This window comes from Bradyrhizobium nitroreducens (genome assembly GCF_002776695.1).
Lineage (GTDB): Bacteria > Pseudomonadota > Alphaproteobacteria > Rhizobiales > Xanthobacteraceae > Bradyrhizobium > Bradyrhizobium nitroreducens.
This window is the reverse complement of sequence record NZ_LFJC01000003.1, coordinates 5,886,889-5,902,957: the sequence shown is the minus strand read 5'-3', so window position 1 is coordinate 5,902,957 and position 16,069 is coordinate 5,886,889. Positions and strand designations below refer to the sequence as shown.

The window sequence follows — 16,069 nt, the reverse complement described above, 5'->3', positions numbered from 1 at the left end:
GGGCCGCCCCCAGCTTTTGGGGGGGGGCCGATCCGGTCTGGCTCGCGCCGTGCTGCACGTCGACGATGCTGGCGGAGACCTGCTGGGTGCCGCGCGCGGCCTGCTGCACGTTGCGGGAGATCTCCCGCGTCGCGGCGCCCTGCTCCTCGACCGCCGAGGCGATCGCGGATGCGATCTCGGACATGCGGGTGATGGTGTCGCCGATCGCCTTGATGGCACCGACGGACTCCTCCGTCGCGGTCTGGATTCCAGAGATCTGCTGGCTGATCTCGCCGGTGGCCTTGGCGGTCTGCTCGGCCAGCGCCTTGACCTCGGAGGCGACGACGGCGAAGCCGCGCCCGGCCTCGCCAGCACGCGCCGCCTCGATGGTGGCGTTGAGGGCCAGAAGATTGGTCTGGCCTGCGATCTGGCTGATGAGCTCGACGACGTCGCCGATCCGTCCCGCGGCCCGGGCGAGCTCGCCGACATGGTCGTTGGTCCGCCCTGCCTGCTGCACCGCTTCGCCGGCGATGCGCGCGGAGTCCTGGACCTGCCGGCTGATCTCGTCGACCGACGAGGCCATCTCCTCGGCTGCCGCGGCGACGGTCTGCACGTTGGTGGAGGCCTGTTCGGAGGCGGCCGCGACGGTCGCGGTGACCTTTTCCGATTGATCGGCCGCGCTCGTCAGCGTTCCCGCGGACGCTTCCAGCTCCGACGAGGCCGACGACACCGTGTTGATCACATCGCCGATCATGGCTTCGAAGTCGCGCGCGACCTGGTCCATGCGCTGGCTGCGCCGGAGCTTCGCGTCGGCCTCGACCGCGGCCGCCTCGTCGGCGGCCTTCTTGGCGAGCAGCGAATCCTTGAAGTGCTGCAGCGAGCCCGCCACCTGGCCGATCTCGTCATCGCGCCCCGTCGCGGGGATCTCGACCTCGTGCTGTCCGGCGGCGAGCTTGCCGATCACGTCCGCGATCCGGCCGAGCGGCGTCACCACGCGGCTGCGCAGCATCATGGTCACGCCGGCGAGCGTTCCGAGCAGGGCAAGCACGGCGACCCCCGCCAGCGCGAGCATCGCCAAGGCGCCGCTGCGCGCAGCCGAGGCGCGCTCGGCCGCTTCGGCCAGCGCAGCGTCGCGCACGCCGTAGAACATCTGGATGGCCGGCACGATAACCTTCGCCAACTCGTCGGCGGTGATGCCGTACTTGCCGTCGCTCTTCGCCGCAGGCATCTCCTTCTCTACGACCGAGGCTGCTTGTCCAAAATAGGATTCCGTCGCCGCCTTCAGCGTCGTGGCGATGCGGGGCGGATTGCCGAGTTGCTCCATACCGGCTTCGATGCGCTCGCGGTCGGCTTCCACACGTCCCTGCATGCGGTCCATCAGCGAGAATTCGGCGGCCACGAGCGGACGGCGCGCGGACAGCGCCGGCGACAATGTGGCGGCACGGCTGCCGGCCGAAACGCGCAGATCCTGCGCGGTTCGCGCCAGGCTCAAGAGCGCGGCGAGCGATGAATCGGCATTGACGACGTGTCCTTCGAGCCGGTTCATGATGGGCTCGATGTTGTTGATAACCTCGGCAACTGCAGGCAGGAAGCCCTTGACCACAGCGCTGTCGCGCGCCGCCAGGGGAACGCTCATCGCGCGATCTGCTGCCGTGGCGACGTCCTTGAGCCGGCGGCCGGCGCGGTCCAGGGTTTCGATCATCGCTGCACTGTCATCGACCACCATGAGCGCGCGCCTTGCGGCTTCGAATCCGGCATCGGCCGCTTTCGCCGCCTTCGTGGCAGCTTCGGTCTGAGCCGGCGTTGCCGCACCTTCCTGGAAGATGGGGGTAATGTAGGGCGCACGAAGTCCGGCGACGTGCTGGCTGACCGTCAGCATCGCACCGAAGGCATCGACGGTCTTGATCGCGTCGGAGCGGTTGGTGAAGATGCGCGTCTGGGGTATCAGCACCTCGGCGCCGAGGATGACTGCGAAGACCGTCACCGTCAGCATCGACAGCGCGAAAAGTTTCCCGATGCGCATCTTGGGTCCCCCGAATAGATTTCTGCAATGGCGAAAACCTACCCGGCCGCCACTAAGGGGTCGTTAAGCAACGATCCGTAGTTCCGCGGAGCGTCAGGTCGTCGCGGAGGGCTCTTGAGACGCATGGGACACAGGTTCCCAGCGGTACGAATGCGCAGAATTGCCGGCACTTCCTCGCCGAATACCTATATCAAGGCTTGTGCCGCCGTCCGGCCACACTGGCTTACCTCCGGAACATCATGCTCTCGCTGGAACTCGTCATCGTCGTCGTCCTGATCGTCATCAACGGCTTGCTCTCCATGTCCGAGCTGGCCGTGGTTTCGTCCCGCCCGGCGCGGCTGTCGCTGCTTGCCGCCAAGGGCGTGCGCGGTGCCGAGCGGGCGCTGACGCTGGCGGCCGATCCCGGCAAGTTCCTCTCGACGGTGCAGATCGGCATCACCCTGGTCGGCGTGCTCTCCGGCGCGTTCTCGGGCGCGACACTCGGACAGCGGCTGACGCAATGGCTGATCGAGCTCGGCCTGTCTTCCGGCATTGCCGACATCGTCGGCGTCGGCATCGTCGTCACGCTCATCACCTACGCCACCCTGATCGTCGGCGAGCTGGTGCCGAAACAGGTGGCGCTGCGCGACCCCGAAAGCGTCGCGGTGAGAGTTGCGCCGGCCATGCACGTGCTCGCGAAGGTCTCGCTGCCGCTGGTCTTTCTGCTCGATCTCTCCGGCAAGCTGATCCTCACCTTGCTCGGCCGCGGCGGCAAGGCCGAGGAGAAGGTCTCGGAGGACGAGATCCATCACCTCGTCAGCGAAGCCGAGAGCGCAGGCGTGCTCGAGCCCGGCGAGAAGGAGATGATTGCCGGCGTGATGCGGCTCGGCGACCGGCCTGTCGGCGCGGTCATGACGCCGCGCACGGAGGTCGACGAGATCGATCTGAACGACGAACCTGCCGCCATCCGGGCCATCATCGCGGGCAGCCCGCATTCGCGCTTTCCCGTCTCCGACGGCGACCGTGACAAGCCGATCGGCGTGCTCCAGGCCAAGGACCTCCTGGTCGCCTATATGAACGACCGCGAGCCCGACCTGCGCGCGCTGGTGCGCGAGGCGCCCGGCATTCCGGCGTCGGCAGACGCGCGCGACGTGCTGACCATCCTGAAAACCGCTCCGGTCCACGTCGGCTTCGTCTATGATGAATATGGCGGCTTCGAAGGCATGGTGACGGCCGCCGACATCCTCGAGTCGATCGTCGGCGCCTTCCATTCGGAAGCGGGACCGCCGGAGCCGGCTTATGTCAAGCGCGCAGACGATTCGTTCCTGATCTCCGGCTGGATGCCGGTCGACGAATTCGGCGAGTTGCTCGGCGTCGAATTGCCGCCGCACCGTTACAACACGGTGGCGGGCCTCGTGCTGCAACAGTTCAGCGCGCTGCCGGACGCCGGCGACGCCTTCGACTTCGGCGGCTGGCATATCGAGGTGATCGATCTCGACGGACGGCGTATCGACAAGATCTTGGCAAGCCGGTTGAGCGAGGTCGAGACGGGGTGAATCGAGCGATAGCTCGCGCCAAGTCACCTCACCCGAACTTCACGCCGATCCGCTTCTCCTTGCGCCAGACCACGGTGCAGGACAGATGCGTGCCGTCGGCCTGGACGAACAGGGTGAAATGTTCGGGAATGCCGAGGGGACTGGTGACGTCGAGCGCGGCGCCGGTGTCGGACAGATTGCGCACGGTGCAGTCGATCGCGCCGCCGCCGAACTCGATCGTTCCGGCCTTCAGCACGCGATGCCTTGCCTTGTCGCGCCGTTCGTCCATGGGCACAATTTACACCCAAAGCTGAACCAAATGTTAAAGGCCCGCGCCGCTCGCGACGTGCCTTGCGCGGGCCGGCATCGCGGTGGGGCGAGCGCCGCGCCTACAGCGCCGGCTGGAACGTGTCGGCCTGCGCCATCCGCCAGGCGTCGCGGAAGCGCGGGTCTTCCGTGCCTTCGAGCAGCTCGCCCGGACGCAGCGCCGGATAGAGCTGCGCAAAGGACTTCACGTCGGTGGTCGATGTGCGCTGGCTGAAATGAATCGGACGCAGCTGCTGCGGATGCTCGAGCCCGGCCGCGGCAATCAGCTCGGTCAGCGAGTGCAGCGTCGCGTGGTGATAATTGTGCACGCGATCGATCTTGAGCGGCACATAGAGCGCGCGCGCACGGGTCGGATCCTGCGTCGCCACCCCGGTTGGGCAGCGGTCGGTGTGACAGCTCAGCGACTGGATGCAGCCGAGCGAGAACATGAAGCCGCGCGCCGAGTTGCAATAGTCTGCGCCGATCGCCATCGCGCGCGCCATGTCGAAGGCGGTGGCGATCTTGCCGGACGCGCCGATCCTGATGCGGTCGCGCGCATTGATGCCGATCAGCGCGTTGTGGACGAAATTGACGCCCTCGCGCATCGGCATGCCCAGATGATCCATGAACTCCAGCGGCGCCGCGCCGGTGCCGCCTTCATTGCCGTCGACCACGATGAAATCCGGATAGATGCCGGTCTGAAGCATCGCCTTGCAGATCGCCAGGAATTCCCAGGGATGGCCGATGCACAGCTTGAAGCCGGCCGGCTTGCCACCGGACAGACGGCGCATCTCCGCGATGAACTGCATCATGCCAACGGGCGTGGAGAAGGCGCGATGCGAGGCCGGCGAGATGCAATCCTCGCCCATCGCGACGCCGCGGATTTTCGAGATCTCCTCCGAGACCTTTGCCGCCGGCAGCACGCCACCATGGCCGGGCTTGGCACCCTGGCTGACCTTGAGCTCGACCATCTTGATCTGGTCGTCGCCGGCGACGCGTGCGAACGCTTCGGGATCGAAGCTGCCGTCGAGATGACGGCAACCGAAATAGCCGGAGCCGATCTCCCAGATGATGTCGCCGCCCATCTCGCGGTGATAGGGGCTGACGCCGCCCTCGCCGGTGTCGTGCGCGAAGCCCCCCTTCCTGGCGCCGGCATTGAGCGCGCGCACCGCGTTGGGGCTGAGCGCGCCGAAGCTCATTGCGGAGATGTTGAACACCGAGGCCGAATAGGGCTGCTTGCAATCGGGCCCGCCGATGCTGATGCGGAATTTCTCCTGGGCATGCGTCTTCGGCGAGACCGAGTGATGCATCCACTCATAGCCCTCGCGATAGACGTCCTCCTGGGTGCCGAACGGACGCTTGTCGAGCTCCATCTTGGCGCGCTGATAGACCACCGCTCGGGTATCGCGCGAGAACGGCATGCCGTCCTTCTCGCTCTCGAAGAAGTACTGCCTCATTTCGGGGCGGATCTCTTCGAGCAGGAAGCGGATATGCGCCGAAATCGGATAGTTGCGCAGCACCGCGTGGCTCTTCTGCAGGAGATCGCGGACTCCGAGCAGCGTCAGCGCGCCGAAGATCAGGATCGGGACCAGCAGGATGTCGAAGATCTTGCGATCGACGATACCGATGCCGATCAGCAGCGCGGTGACCACCGCGCAGATCGTCAGCACGATGAAGCGCGGCGAGAATGGCAGCAGCAGGGTTTCCATGATCCCCTCCTCCGCCAGCGGCAGGCGCTTCGGGGATGTATGGTTGGGCGATTCCCGCGTCTTGTTGTCGTCGGCCACGATCGATCCTCTCGCCAGCATGAGGCGGTACGATACGCCCTCGCCTGTCATACGGATATGACGCGGCCCTTGTTTCAAGCTAGCGAATTCGGCCGTGACAAATCAATCAGCCGAGAGGATAGGCTTTTGCAGTGCAGCAGAGGGATGAGGGGGAGGAGGGACGGCGGCCCGCAGGAGCACTTGACGGCTCCGCATGGGCCACAACTGCATTTCAAGCATTCAGCTGTCGTCCCGGGCAAGCGTCAGCTGACCCGGGATCCATAACCACAGGAAGGGATGTTGGGCAAAGCTGGTGGTTACCAGCCTTCGCAAAACTGCTCCCTGTGGGTCTCGGTCCCGGATCGGCGCGCGCTTGGGGCGCGCTTGTCCGGGACGATGAGTGAGTGTGAGACGACGCCGTCCCACGCTAGCGGGACAAAGACAATCAGCGCTCGACGAACGCCTTCTCGATCACGAAATGGCCGGGCTTGTTGCCGCTGCCTTCGATGAAGTCGCGGCTCTCGAACATCACCTTCAGCTCTTCGAGCATCCCCGGGCTGCCGCACATCATGACGCGGTCGGTTGCGATGTCGAGGGGCGACTGTCCGATATCGTTGAAGATCTGCTCGGAGTTGATGAGGTCGGTGATGCGGCCGCGGTTCCTGAACGGCTCGCGGGTCACGGTCGGGTAGTAGACCAGCTTGTCCGCGAGCAGCTCCCCGAACAGCTCGTCCTCGCGAAGGTTCGCGACGAGCTTCTCGCCATAGGCGAGCTCGGAGACCTGACGGCAGCCATGCACCAGCACGATGGACTCGAACTGGTCGTAGACCTCGGGGTCCTTGATCAGGCTCGCGAACGGCGCAAGGCCGGTGCCGGTCGAGAGCAGCATCAGCCGCTTGCCGGGTAGGAGGTTGTCGGTGATGAGCGTGCCGGTCGCCTTGCGGCCGACCAGGATGGTGTCGCCTTCCTTGATCTTCTGCAGGCGCGAGGTCAGCGGGCCGTCCTGCACCTTGATCGAGAAGAACTCGAGCTCCTCCTCGTGGTTGGCGCTCGCCATGCTGTAGGCGCGCAGCAGCGGACGGCCGTCGACCTCGAGGCCGATCATGGCGAACTGGCCGTTCTGAAAACGGAAGCCGGTGTCGCGCGTGGCGCGGAAGCTGAACAGCGTGTCGGTCCAGTGCTGGACGGAAAGAACCTTCTCTCGGTAAAACGCGCTCATGATTTTCGATATTCCGAATAATTGCGGTTTTTCGGGCAAAAGCGTGGCCCGGCCCTGAAAACGGGCGGACACCATTGCCATGGCGGAGGATTTCGCGTGTGTGATCTACGCCATTGAGACCAATAATCAACCTCGTTTCGGATGCAATTGATGCCGATCAAACCGGCATTTGCGGCGGAATTGGCCGCATCATTAATGAATCTGCTGCCCGGCGCGCAGGGAGGGCAATTTCTTTTCCCTGCAGGGCTCGAATGCAGCACTTAATTTCCGTCGCGCTCGCGAGAATTTCATTAAGAATAGCTCTGATTTCCGCCCGGGATTGACACCGTTGCCCGCATTTCTGCGGCTTTTGGCGACGGGAACGACAAGGACAGGACGAACGACTTGGCGAGCAGCGAGCGAATCTTCGTTCAGGCGATCCGGCGTTATTGTGCTGGTCACGGCATCGCGGTCGATGTCTGCGCCGGCGGCTGGCTGATCGCGATGCATCGCGGCGAGGCACGGCGCTTCGCCTTCGGCTACGACATCGGCCTCAACAGCGCCATCGCACATCGCCTCGCCAACGACAAATCCGCCGCCGCCGAAGTGCTGGCGCTCGCGGGCGTGCCCTGCATTCCCCATCACCTCTTCCTCAATCCGAAGCTGGGCAGCAATGTCGTTGATGCGACCTGGCGTGAGGCGATGCTGGACCTGCTGCGCGACAATCCGCAAGGCGTGGTGGTCAAGCCGAACGAGGGAACCTCGGGGCGTTCGGTGTTCAAGGTGACGACGGAGGCGGAGCTCGACCACGCGGCTGGCGAGGTGTTTTCGATGAGCACAGGGCTCGTGATCTCGCCCTATGTGGTGATCGAGGACGAGGTCCGCGTGGTGCTGCTCGAGGATGCGCCTCGGATCGTCTACAGCAAGCAGCGCGGCGCGGACTGGCGGCACAATCTCGACGCCGGCGCGAAGCCGGTGCTGCTGCAGGACGGCGAGGCCCGCGCGGCCTGCGTCAAGCTCGCGATCGATGCCGCGCGCGCCATCGGCATTGTCTTTGCCTCGATCGACGTGGTTCGCGTGAACGGCTGCTGGCGCGTGCTGGAGATCAACTCGGGCGTGATGATGGAAGCGCTGGCCAAGCTGCATCCCGAGCTGGTGCGGGCGACCTATGACGCGGCGCTGGATCGGGTGTTTGGGGAGGGCGGCAAATAGCCAAGGCGCAGGCGCCCACCCTCCCCTGGAGGGAGAGGGTCGGCTCGCAGCGCGTCAGCGATGCGAGACGGGGTGGGGTGACGGTCTCTCCACATCCAACAGTGCCCGAGTGGAGAGATCACCCCACCCCGCTCGCGCTGCGCGCGATCGACCCTCCCCCTCCAGGGGAGGGTAAGAGAGACTCGCCGCTAATTACTCGCCCCCGCTGAATCGTCCATGGCCTTGAACGCCTCTTCCAGCTGCAGCGAGATCGGCACGTTCAGGCGTTCGCCTGTGGGCAGCCTTGCGGTGAACCATTTGTTGTAGAGCGGAACGAGATCGCGATTGGAGCCGAGCTTGCGGAAGGTGCGCTCGACCACGGCGGACAATTGCGGCTCACCCTTCCTGAACATGATGCCGTAGGGATCATAGGACAGATAATCGCCGGTGACGCGGAACTTGTCCTGCGCCTTGTGGCGCGCGATCAGGCCGAAGAGCAGGATGTCGTCGGTCGCGAACGCATCGGCCTTGCCGTCGGCGAGCATCTGGTAGGATTGCTCGTGATCGCCGCCGACGGCGATGTTCAATCCCAACGAAAATTTCTTGTCCGCGGCCTGGATCGCCTGCTCGTTGGTGGTGCCCTTCGTCACCACGACGGTCTTGCCCTTCAGATCGGTCAACGACTGCGCGCTGGACGCCTTCGGCACCATCAGCTTGGTGCCGGCGACGAACATCAGGGGCGAGAAAGCGACGCGCTTGCCGCGCTCGGCATTGGCCGTGGTCGAGCCGCATTCCAGGTCGATCTTGTTCTGGAGCACGGCATCGATGCGGTCGTCCGAGGTCACCTTGACGTAGTCGATCCTGAGATTGGGATCGTCGACCTCGACGCCGATCTCCTCGACGATGGCCTCGCAGAGCTCGAGGCTGTAGCCGATCGGACGGCCCGACTGGTCGAGGAAGGAGAACGGCGGCGAGCTCTCGCGATAGCCGAGCCGCACGGCGTGCGCTTTCTTGACGGCCGCCAGCGTCGGGCTGAGCCCTTCGCTGCCGGTCTGGGCGAACGCCGACGTCCCGAACAAGGACATCGCGAGCAACAAGCAGCCTGAGGTCAGTGACCTCGCCACGATCTGGCCCATGGTTCGCTCCTAACCATGGCCGGCCATCGCGGGCACTTCGCCGGGAATCATGTCGTCAGGCACAGCGTCGCCGGGCCCCATGGCATGCTCCGGCCCCAGTTCGCCTTCCCACTTGGCCACGACCGAGGTCGCCAGCGTGTTGCCGATCACGTTGGTGGCGCTGCGGCCCATGTCGAGGAAGGTGTCGATGCCCATGATCATCAACAGGCCCGCCTCGGGGATGTTGAACTGCGCCAGCGTCGATGCGATCACGACGAGGGAGGCGCGCGGCACGCCGGCGACGCCCTTGGAGGTGATCATCAGCGTCGCCAGCATCGCAAGCTGGGTGCCGAGCGGCATGTCGATGTGGTAGCTCTGCGCGATGAAGACGCTGGCGAAGGTGCAATACATCATCGTGCCGTCGAGGTTGAAGGAATAACCCAGCGGCAGCACGAAGCTCGAGATCCGCGACGAGGCGCCGAAGCGGTTGAGCCCCTCCAGCGTCTTCGGGTACGCCGCCTCCGAGCTTGCGGTCGAGAACGCGATCATCAGGGGTTCGCGGATCAGCTTCAGCAGATGGCTGTAGCGCGGCCCGATCACGATGAAGCCGACCACGACCAGGATGGCCCACAGGATCATCAGCGAGAGATAGAAGCCACCCATGAAGACGACGAGCTTCCAGAGCACGGCGAGGCCGTTCTTGGCCACCGTCGCGGTGATGGCGGCCCACACCGCGAGCGGCGCGAACAGCATCACGTAGCTCGTCACCTTGAGCATGATGTGGCCGATATCGTCGATCATCGCCAGGATCGGCTTGGAGCGCTCGGGCATTGCGCCCATCGCCACCGAGAAGAACACCGCGAAGATCACGATCTGCAGGATCTCGTTCTGCGCCATCGCGTCCGCGATCGAGGTCGGGATCAGATGGGTCAGGAATTTCTCGATCGAGAAGGCCGACACCGGCAGGCCGGTCGATTGCCCCGCCGCGGGCAGCGTGCCCGGGAAATTCGCGCCGGGCTGCAACAGGTTCACCATCACGAGGCCGAGCAGCAGCGAGACGAAGGAGGCGCTGACGAACCAGCCCATGGTCTTGGCGAAGATGCGTCCGAGCTTGGCGCCGGAGCCCATATGGGCGATGCCGCCGACCAGGGTCGCGAACACCAGGGGCGCGATGATCATCTTGATCAGGCGCAGGAACATCATCGCGATCAGGTTGATGGCAGAGGCCCACTCGGCGCGGGTATCCGGCAGGAAATTGTAGATCGCCGTCCCCATGATGATGCCGAGCACCATCGCCGCCAGAATGTATTGCGTAAACCTGTTGGACATCGTTGACCCCCACGTACACCGGCGCTTCATGATGTCGCAGATATCATAGCGACGCAACACGCTTTGCGTGTGATCGCGTTTTCAGGATGTTCCCGTTGTGAAATGGAGCGCCGCGATCTAGCCTTCACGCAGCGCACAACGCATGTGGCCTGCACGTTTTCTTTGCGACGGCTGCATCAATAATCGTCAAGACGATCAAAGAGGGAAACGCCATGAGCGGCAACGTCAATCGCCAGATCCTGCTGGTCGAAAAACCCAGCGGCAAGCTCGGCCCGGAGCACTTCAAGATGGTGGACGGCGCCATGCCGGAACCGAAGGACGGTGAGGCCCTGCTGCGCGTGCGCTACATCTCGCTGGACGCCGCCAACCGCGCCTGGATGCATGGCGCGACCTATCGTTCTGCGGTGGAGGCCAACAGCGTGATGGCCGGCGGCGCCATCGCCGAGGTCATCAGCTCGAAGGCGCCTGAGCTAGCTCCCGGCGACATCGTGTTCGGCGACACCGGCTGGCAGGAATTTGCCGCGGTGCCGGCAAAGCATCTCACCAAGATGCCGAAGCTCGAGCCGATGACGCATCTGCTCAGCGTGTTCGGCATCGCCGGCCTCACCGCCTATTTCGGTCTGCTGGAGGTCGGCAAACCCAGAGAAGGCGCGACCGTCGTGGTTTCCGCGGCGGCGGGATCGGTCGGCTCGATCGTCGGACAGATCGCCAAGATCAAAGGATGCCGCGTGATCGGCATCGCCGGCGGCGCGGACAAGTGTAGCTGGCTGACCTCGGAGCTCGGCTTCGATGCCGCCGTGGACTACAAGGACGGTGCGGTGTTCAAGGCGTTGCGTGCCGCAGCCCCCAAGGGCATCGACGTCTATTTCGACAATGTCGGCGGCGACATTCTCGAAGCCTGCCTGCCGCAGATGAACAATTACGGCCGCATCGCCTGCTGCGGCGCGATCTCGCAATATGACGGCACACCATCCGCGCACGGCCCGCGCGGCGTGCCGGGCCTGATCGTGGTGAAGCGGCTCGTCATGCAGGGCTTCATCGTGATGGATTACATGAAGGAGAGCCCGCGCGCCCTCGCCGATCTCCAGGCCTGGGTCAAGTCCGGCAAGCTGAAGGTGCAGGAGGATATCATCGACGGCCTCGCCAACACGCCGAAGGCGCTGATCGGATTGCTTGCGGGCGAGAACCGCGGCAAGCGGATGATCCGGCTCTGACGATTTCGGCGCGGCACATCCGCGCCGGTATAATCCACTTGCGGTAGCGGCCGAAGCGGCCAATGATATCGCTCGCGAGGCATCACGCGCGACGATTGCGATTGCATGACTTTGATTGAGCGTCGAACGATATCGACAGGGCAGGAATTCATCCAGATGTTCAACACGTTGAAACGAGTCTCAACGCGCAAGGCGTTGCTGGCGGCGGCATTGTTCGCAACTGCAACAGGCGCGTTCGCGCAAGCGCCGACCGATGCGCAGAAGAGCGCCATCAGGTCCGCATGCCGCTCGGACTTCATGGCGCACTGCTCGAGCGTGACGCCCGGCGGCACGGAAGCGTTCCAGTGCTTGCAGAAGAACATGTCCAGCCTCTCGTCGGGATGCCAGACCGCGGTTCGCGCGATCGCGCCACCGGCGGCTCCGAAGACCGAAGCCGCTCCCGCCGCGCCCAAGACCGAAGCGGCCCCCAAGGAAGCCGCTCCCAAGGAAGCCGCTCCCAAGACTGAGCCGGCACCGGCACCTGCGGCGCCGAAGGCCGAATCGGCTCCCGCTGCGAAGCCGGCCGCCGCCGCAGCGGCGCCGAAGGCGGCCGCGCCCAAGCAGCCGAGCAGCGCGCAACTTGCCGCAATCAAGAGCGCGTGCCGGGGCGATTATCCCAAGGTCTGCGCCAGCGTGCCGCCGGGCGGCGCGCCTGCGCTGGAATGCCTGGAGAAGAACAAGGCCAGGGTCTCGCCGGCCTGCGGAAGCGCCGTCAGCGCAGCAACCGGCGGCGGAGCGGCAGCCACCGCAGCCCCGTCTGCAGGCGCGGCAGCCGCCCCTGCCGCGGCGCCCACCGTGCTCGTGCTGCGTCCGATGCGGCCGCGCGAAGAGCTGTTCGTCGCCCGATCGGCCTGCGGCGCCGACATCCGCACGATCTGTGCCGGCGTCGAGGTCGGCGCCGGCCGCATCATGCAGTGCCTTGCGAACAACGCGTCATCGCTGTCGCCGGCGTGCCGGGACGTGCTGGCGGCGTTCACGGTGCGATAGCGCGCCGCGCAACGCGCGCATCGATATTTGGCAGCGTGCGAGCCTGAATTTTCGCACGACTGCAACGACAAATCCTTTGCTGATCCGATTTCGATCACGACAAGACCGGGAGGACAACATGCGATCATTGCTGCTCGTTGCGTCTGCGCTCCTCGCTTTCGGCGCAACCATGACCCTCGAGGCCACCGATGCCAATGCGGTCGTGTGCGCCCGCGGCGTCTATCGCGCCGGCTGCGCCGGGCCGAACGCGGCCGTCGTGGTCCGCAAGCCGGTTCCGGTCGTCCGTTGCACCAGGGTGCTGGTGAACGGCGTCTACGTGAAGCGCTGCGTCTGACACGCGAATAGCCAAGCCGGCGCGGTTTGGCTATGATTCGGACCTGACGGCTTCGGGCGCGCGCAAGACGTGAGTCCGAAGACGCGCTGCGGCGTGCCCGCCTGGCCGATAATTCCGCTGGCGCGGGACGCCGGAGCACATTAGTCTACCCCTAGATAGTAAGTATACTGTCAATTAGGGAGGCAGGCGTTGCGGATCGCCGTGATTGGCGGAGGGCCCGGTGGGCTCTATTTCGCCTATCTGTGGAAGAAGCGTCACCCCGAGGATCAGGTCGACCTGTTCGAGCAGAACCCGGCCGACGCGACCTGGGGCTTTGGCGTCGTGTTCTCCGACCAGGCGCTGGAATTCCTGCGCGCCGACGACCCCGAGACAGTCGACGCGATTGCGCCGCATATGGAGAGCTGGGAGAACATCACGCTGAACCTCGGCGGCGACAGCGTCGCCATCGACGGCGTCGGCTTCTCCTCCATCGGGCGGCTCGAGCTGCTGAGGTTCCTGCAGCAGCGCGCGCTCGAGGTCGGCATCACGCCGCGCTTCGACACCCAGATCCACGCGATCGACCAGCTCAATGGCTACGATCTGATCGTCGCCGCGGACGGCTTGAACTCGCTGGTGCGCCGCGCCTATGAGGGCGATTTCGGCACCTCGCTGTCCTACTCCTCCAACAAGTTCGTCTGGTACGGCACCTCGAAGCGCTTCGACACGCTGTCGCAGACCTTCGTGAAGACCGACCGCGGGGCTTTCAACGCGCATCACTACCGCTACTCGCCGACCATGAGCACCTTCCTGGTCGAATGCGATCACGCGACCTGGCAGGCCTATGGCTTCGCCTACAAGGACGTCGAGCAATCCAAGGGCGTCTGCGAGGAGGTGTTCGCGGACACGCTCGGCGGTCATTGCCTCGTCTCCAACAAATCGGTCTGGCGCAATTTCCCCTGGGTCTGGAACGAGCACTGGTCGTTCAAGAACATGGTGCTGATCGGCGACGCCCTGCATTCGGCGCACTTCTCGATCGGCTCGGGCACGCGGCTTGCCATCGAGGACGCCATTGCGCTGGTCAAGGCGCTGGAATCGGATGCGCACCTGACCACGGCATTGCACCGCTATCAGGCCGCGCGGAAGCCGGTGGTGCAGAAGCTCGTCAACGCGGCCCGCACCAGCGCGTTCTGGTACGAGCATTTCGCCCAGCACATGCAGCAGGGCCTGATGGATTTCGCCTACAGCTACATCACCCGCTCCGGCCGCATCGACGATGCACGCCTGCGCCACATGTCGCCAGCCTTCATGGCGCGTTACGAGGCCGCCAAGAACGGTGGGGATGAGGCATGAGCAACGAGATACGCGACCAGGTGCCCGCCGACAGCGCGGGGACACGTGAGATCGGCTTTGCCGTTCCCGACATCTACAATGCCAGCCGGGTGTTGTTTGATAACCTCGGCAAGGGACGCGGCGACAAGCCCGCGCTGATCGGACCGGCGGGCACGCGAACTTACGCCGAGCTCTGCGACGAGGCCTGCCGCTGGGGCAACGGTCTTGCCTCGCTCGGCCTGACGCGCGGCGACCGCGTGCTGCTGTTCCTCGACGACACGCCGGCCTACCCGGCCGCCTTCTTCGGCGCGGTGCGCGCCGGCTTCGTGCCGCTCCTGATCAACACGCTGACGCCGCCCGATCTCCTGCAGTTCTATCTCGCAGATTCCGGCGCTGGAGTTGCGGTGGCGGACGCCGAGTTCGCGGCTCGCTTCAATGCGGAGGCGTGCAAGGATACCAAGCTGCATACGCTGATCATCGCCAACGGACCGGCGGGCGATCACGCCGCACCGAGGGCGCTCGCGGCAGCAAGCTGGCTTGCGCAGTTTCCCGCCGAGCTGGCGGAAGCTGACACAAATCGCAACGAGATGGCGTTCTGGATGTATTCCTCGGGGTCGACCGGCCGGCCCAAGGGCATCGTGCATCTCCAGCACGACATGGCCTATAGCGAGGTCGCTTTCGCGAAAAACATCCTGAAGCTGACGCCTGACGACATCTGCTTCTCCGTGCCGAAGATCTTCTTCGCCTATGGCTTCGGCAATTCCGTCACCTTTCCGTTCTCGGCCGGTGCCGCAACGCTGCTGCTGCCGGGCCAGCCGAAGCCCGCCGCGATCTTTGCGGCGATCGCGCAGTACAGGCCGACGGTCTTCTTCGGCCTGCCGACGCTCTACACGGCGCTGACCAAGGCCGAGGGCGCGGAGAGGACGGATTTCTCGTCATTGCGCATGGCGCTCTCCGCAGCCGAGGTGCTTTCGGCCGACGTCTTCAACGGCTGGAAGACGCTCACGGGGCTCGAGATCGTCGAGGGCCTCGGCTCGACCGAGGTGCTGCACATCTATCTCTCGAACCGCCCCGAGCAGAAGAAGCTCGGCGCCGCCGGCCTGCGCGTGCCCGGCTACGAGGTCGCGCTGCGCGACAAGGACGGTCGCGACGTCGCCGACGACGAGGAAGGCATTTTGTGGGTGCGCGGCGATTCCAACACGCCGCTGTACTGGAACCGGCCGGACAAATCCGCCGAGACTATCCGCGAGGGCGGCTGGATCTACACCGGCGACCGCTTCGTGCGCGATGCCGACGGCTTCCACTTCTTCCGCGGCCGCGCCGACGATCTGATCAAGATCTCGGGCCAGTGGGTCTATCCGCTCGAGGTCGAGCTCTGCCTCGCCGATCACCCCGACATCCGCGAATGCGCGGTGTTCGCGGCCGAGCTGCCGGACCGGCGGATGACGCTGAAGGCCGTGGTCGTGATGAACAACCGCACGGTCAACCAGGGCGACGCGACGCGGCGATTGCAGGATTACGTCAAGGGCAAGCTGCTGCCGTACAAATACCCGCGCGAGGTGATCTTCATCGACGAGCTTCCGAAGACGGGCACGGGGAAGATCGACCGGCAGGCGCTGCTGCGGATGTGAGGCGAGGGATTTGGCGGTAGGTACAAGTGCCGTGCCCCGGACGCAGTGCAGCGCGAAGCGATGCGCTGCAGAGCCGGGGCCCAGGCTTCACGCTGCCACAACTTCTGGGTCCCGGCTCTGCGCAGCAGCGCAAGA

13 protein-coding genes are annotated in these 16,069 nt (G+C 65.1%); 7 read left to right on the top strand and 6 right to left on the bottom strand.

Annotated features, from left to right (window positions below):
• Positions 1-2,002 (bottom strand): methyl-accepting chemotaxis protein (locus TSA1_RS28325; protein WP_100181373.1); only part of this gene is annotated, 2,002 nt, incomplete at its 3' end.
• A 239-nt stretch (positions 2,003-2,241) separates the two neighbouring features.
• On the opposite strand from TSA1_RS28325, the gene TSA1_RS28320 reads away from it, so the two are divergent.
• Positions 2,242-3,537 carry a hemolysin family protein gene (locus TSA1_RS28320; protein ID WP_100181372.1) on the top strand — a complete coding sequence of 432 codons (1,296 nt, stop codon included), beginning with the start codon at positions 2,242-2,244 and terminating at the stop codon, positions 3,535-3,537.
• A gap of 28 nt (positions 3,538-3,565) precedes the next feature.
• Here the strand turns inward: TSA1_RS28320 and TSA1_RS28315 are convergent, their stop codons facing one another.
• From TSA1_RS28315 to TSA1_RS28305, 3 genes are all read right to left on the bottom strand, one after another.
• Entirely contained in the window at positions 3,566-3,805 is a 240-nt protein-coding gene (locus TSA1_RS28315) for a PilZ domain-containing protein (RefSeq protein WP_100179217.1), read from the bottom strand.
• 100 nt (positions 3,806-3,905) lie between these two features.
• Positions 3,906-5,609: an FMN-binding glutamate synthase family protein gene (locus TSA1_RS28310; RefSeq protein WP_245448436.1), complete on the bottom strand. Its 1,704-nt coding sequence runs from the start codon at positions 5,607-5,609 to the stop codon at positions 3,906-3,908.
• Between the two features lie 424 nt (positions 5,610-6,033).
• Positions 6,034-6,807: a ferredoxin--NADP reductase gene (locus TSA1_RS28305; protein ID WP_100179216.1), complete on the bottom strand. Its 774-nt coding sequence runs from the start codon at positions 6,805-6,807 to the stop codon at positions 6,034-6,036.
• Between the two features lie 384 nt (positions 6,808-7,191).
• On the opposite strand from TSA1_RS28305, the gene TSA1_RS28300 reads away from it, so the two are divergent.
• Positions 7,192-7,998, top strand: coding sequence for an ATP-grasp domain-containing protein (locus TSA1_RS28300; protein WP_100179215.1), 807 nt, complete (start codon positions 7,192-7,194; stop codon positions 7,996-7,998).
• A gap of 188 nt (positions 7,999-8,186) precedes the next feature.
• Here the strand turns inward: TSA1_RS28300 and TSA1_RS28295 are convergent, their stop codons facing one another.
• Both TSA1_RS28295 and TSA1_RS28290 read right to left on the bottom strand, forming a co-directional pair.
• A complete protein-coding gene (locus TSA1_RS28295; protein WP_100179214.1) occupies positions 8,187-9,113 on the bottom strand; it encodes an amino acid ABC transporter substrate-binding protein in 927 nt (308 codons plus the stop codon).
• Between the two features lie 9 nt (positions 9,114-9,122).
• Complete coding sequence (locus TSA1_RS28290) at positions 9,123-10,421, bottom strand: dicarboxylate/amino acid:cation symporter (protein WP_100179213.1); 1,299 nt, start codon at positions 10,419-10,421, stop codon at positions 9,123-9,125.
• Positions 10,422-10,633: 212 nt separating this feature from the next.
• Here TSA1_RS28290 and TSA1_RS28285 point away from each other — a divergent pair, with 212 nt between their 5' ends.
• From TSA1_RS28285 to TSA1_RS28265, 5 genes are all read left to right on the top strand, one after another.
• Positions 10,634-11,635 carry an NADP-dependent oxidoreductase gene (locus TSA1_RS28285; RefSeq protein WP_100179212.1) on the top strand — a complete coding sequence of 334 codons (1,002 nt, stop codon included), beginning with the start codon at positions 10,634-10,636 and terminating at the stop codon, positions 11,633-11,635.
• 156 nt (positions 11,636-11,791) lie between these two features.
• On the top strand, positions 11,792-12,661 hold the full coding sequence (locus tag TSA1_RS28280) for a cysteine rich repeat-containing protein (RefSeq protein ID WP_100179211.1): 870 nt from the start codon (positions 11,792-11,794) through the stop codon (positions 12,659-12,661).
• Between the two features lie 118 nt (positions 12,662-12,779).
• Entirely contained in the window at positions 12,780-12,995 is a 216-nt protein-coding gene (locus TSA1_RS28275; protein ID WP_097666597.1) for a hypothetical protein, read from the top strand.
• A gap of 189 nt (positions 12,996-13,184) precedes the next feature.
• Positions 13,185-14,324 carry an FAD-dependent monooxygenase gene (locus tag TSA1_RS28270; RefSeq protein ID WP_174719111.1) on the top strand — a complete coding sequence of 380 codons (1,140 nt, stop codon included), beginning with the start codon at positions 13,185-13,187 and terminating at the stop codon, positions 14,322-14,324.
• Positions 14,321-15,934 carry a benzoate-CoA ligase family protein gene (locus TSA1_RS28265; protein ID WP_100179210.1) on the top strand — a complete coding sequence of 538 codons (1,614 nt, stop codon included), beginning with the start codon at positions 14,321-14,323 and terminating at the stop codon, positions 15,932-15,934. The genes TSA1_RS28270 and TSA1_RS28265 overlap by 4 nt, the downstream gene beginning before the upstream one ends.
• Positions 15,935-16,069: the final 135 nt, after the last annotated feature.

Coding starts and splice junctions, on each gene's coding strand:
- TSA1_RS28320 (WP_100181372.1), top strand. CDS start 2,242: ATGCTCTCGCTGGAACTCGTCATCGTCGTCGTCCTGATCGTCATCAAC.
- TSA1_RS28315 (WP_100179217.1), bottom strand. CDS start 3,805: ATGGACGAACGGCGCGACAAGGCAAGGCATCGCGTGCTGAAGGCCGGA.
- TSA1_RS28305 (WP_100179216.1), bottom strand. CDS start 6,807: ATGAGCGCGTTTTACCGAGAGAAGGTTCTTTCCGTCCAGCACTGGACC.
- TSA1_RS28295 (WP_100179214.1), bottom strand. CDS start 9,113: ATGGGCCAGATCGTGGCGAGGTCACTGACCTCAGGCTGCTTGTTGCTC.
- TSA1_RS28290 (WP_100179213.1), bottom strand. CDS start 10,421: ATGTCCAACAGGTTTACGCAATACATTCTGGCGGCGATGGTGCTCGGC.
- TSA1_RS28285 (WP_100179212.1), top strand. CDS start 10,634: ATGAGCGGCAACGTCAATCGCCAGATCCTGCTGGTCGAAAAACCCAGC.
- TSA1_RS28280 (WP_100179211.1), top strand. CDS start 11,792: ATGTTCAACACGTTGAAACGAGTCTCAACGCGCAAGGCGTTGCTGGCG.
- TSA1_RS28275 (WP_097666597.1), top strand. CDS start 12,780: ATGCGATCATTGCTGCTCGTTGCGTCTGCGCTCCTCGCTTTCGGCGCA.
- TSA1_RS28265 (WP_100179210.1), top strand. CDS start 14,321: ATGAGCAACGAGATACGCGACCAGGTGCCCGCCGACAGCGCGGGGACA.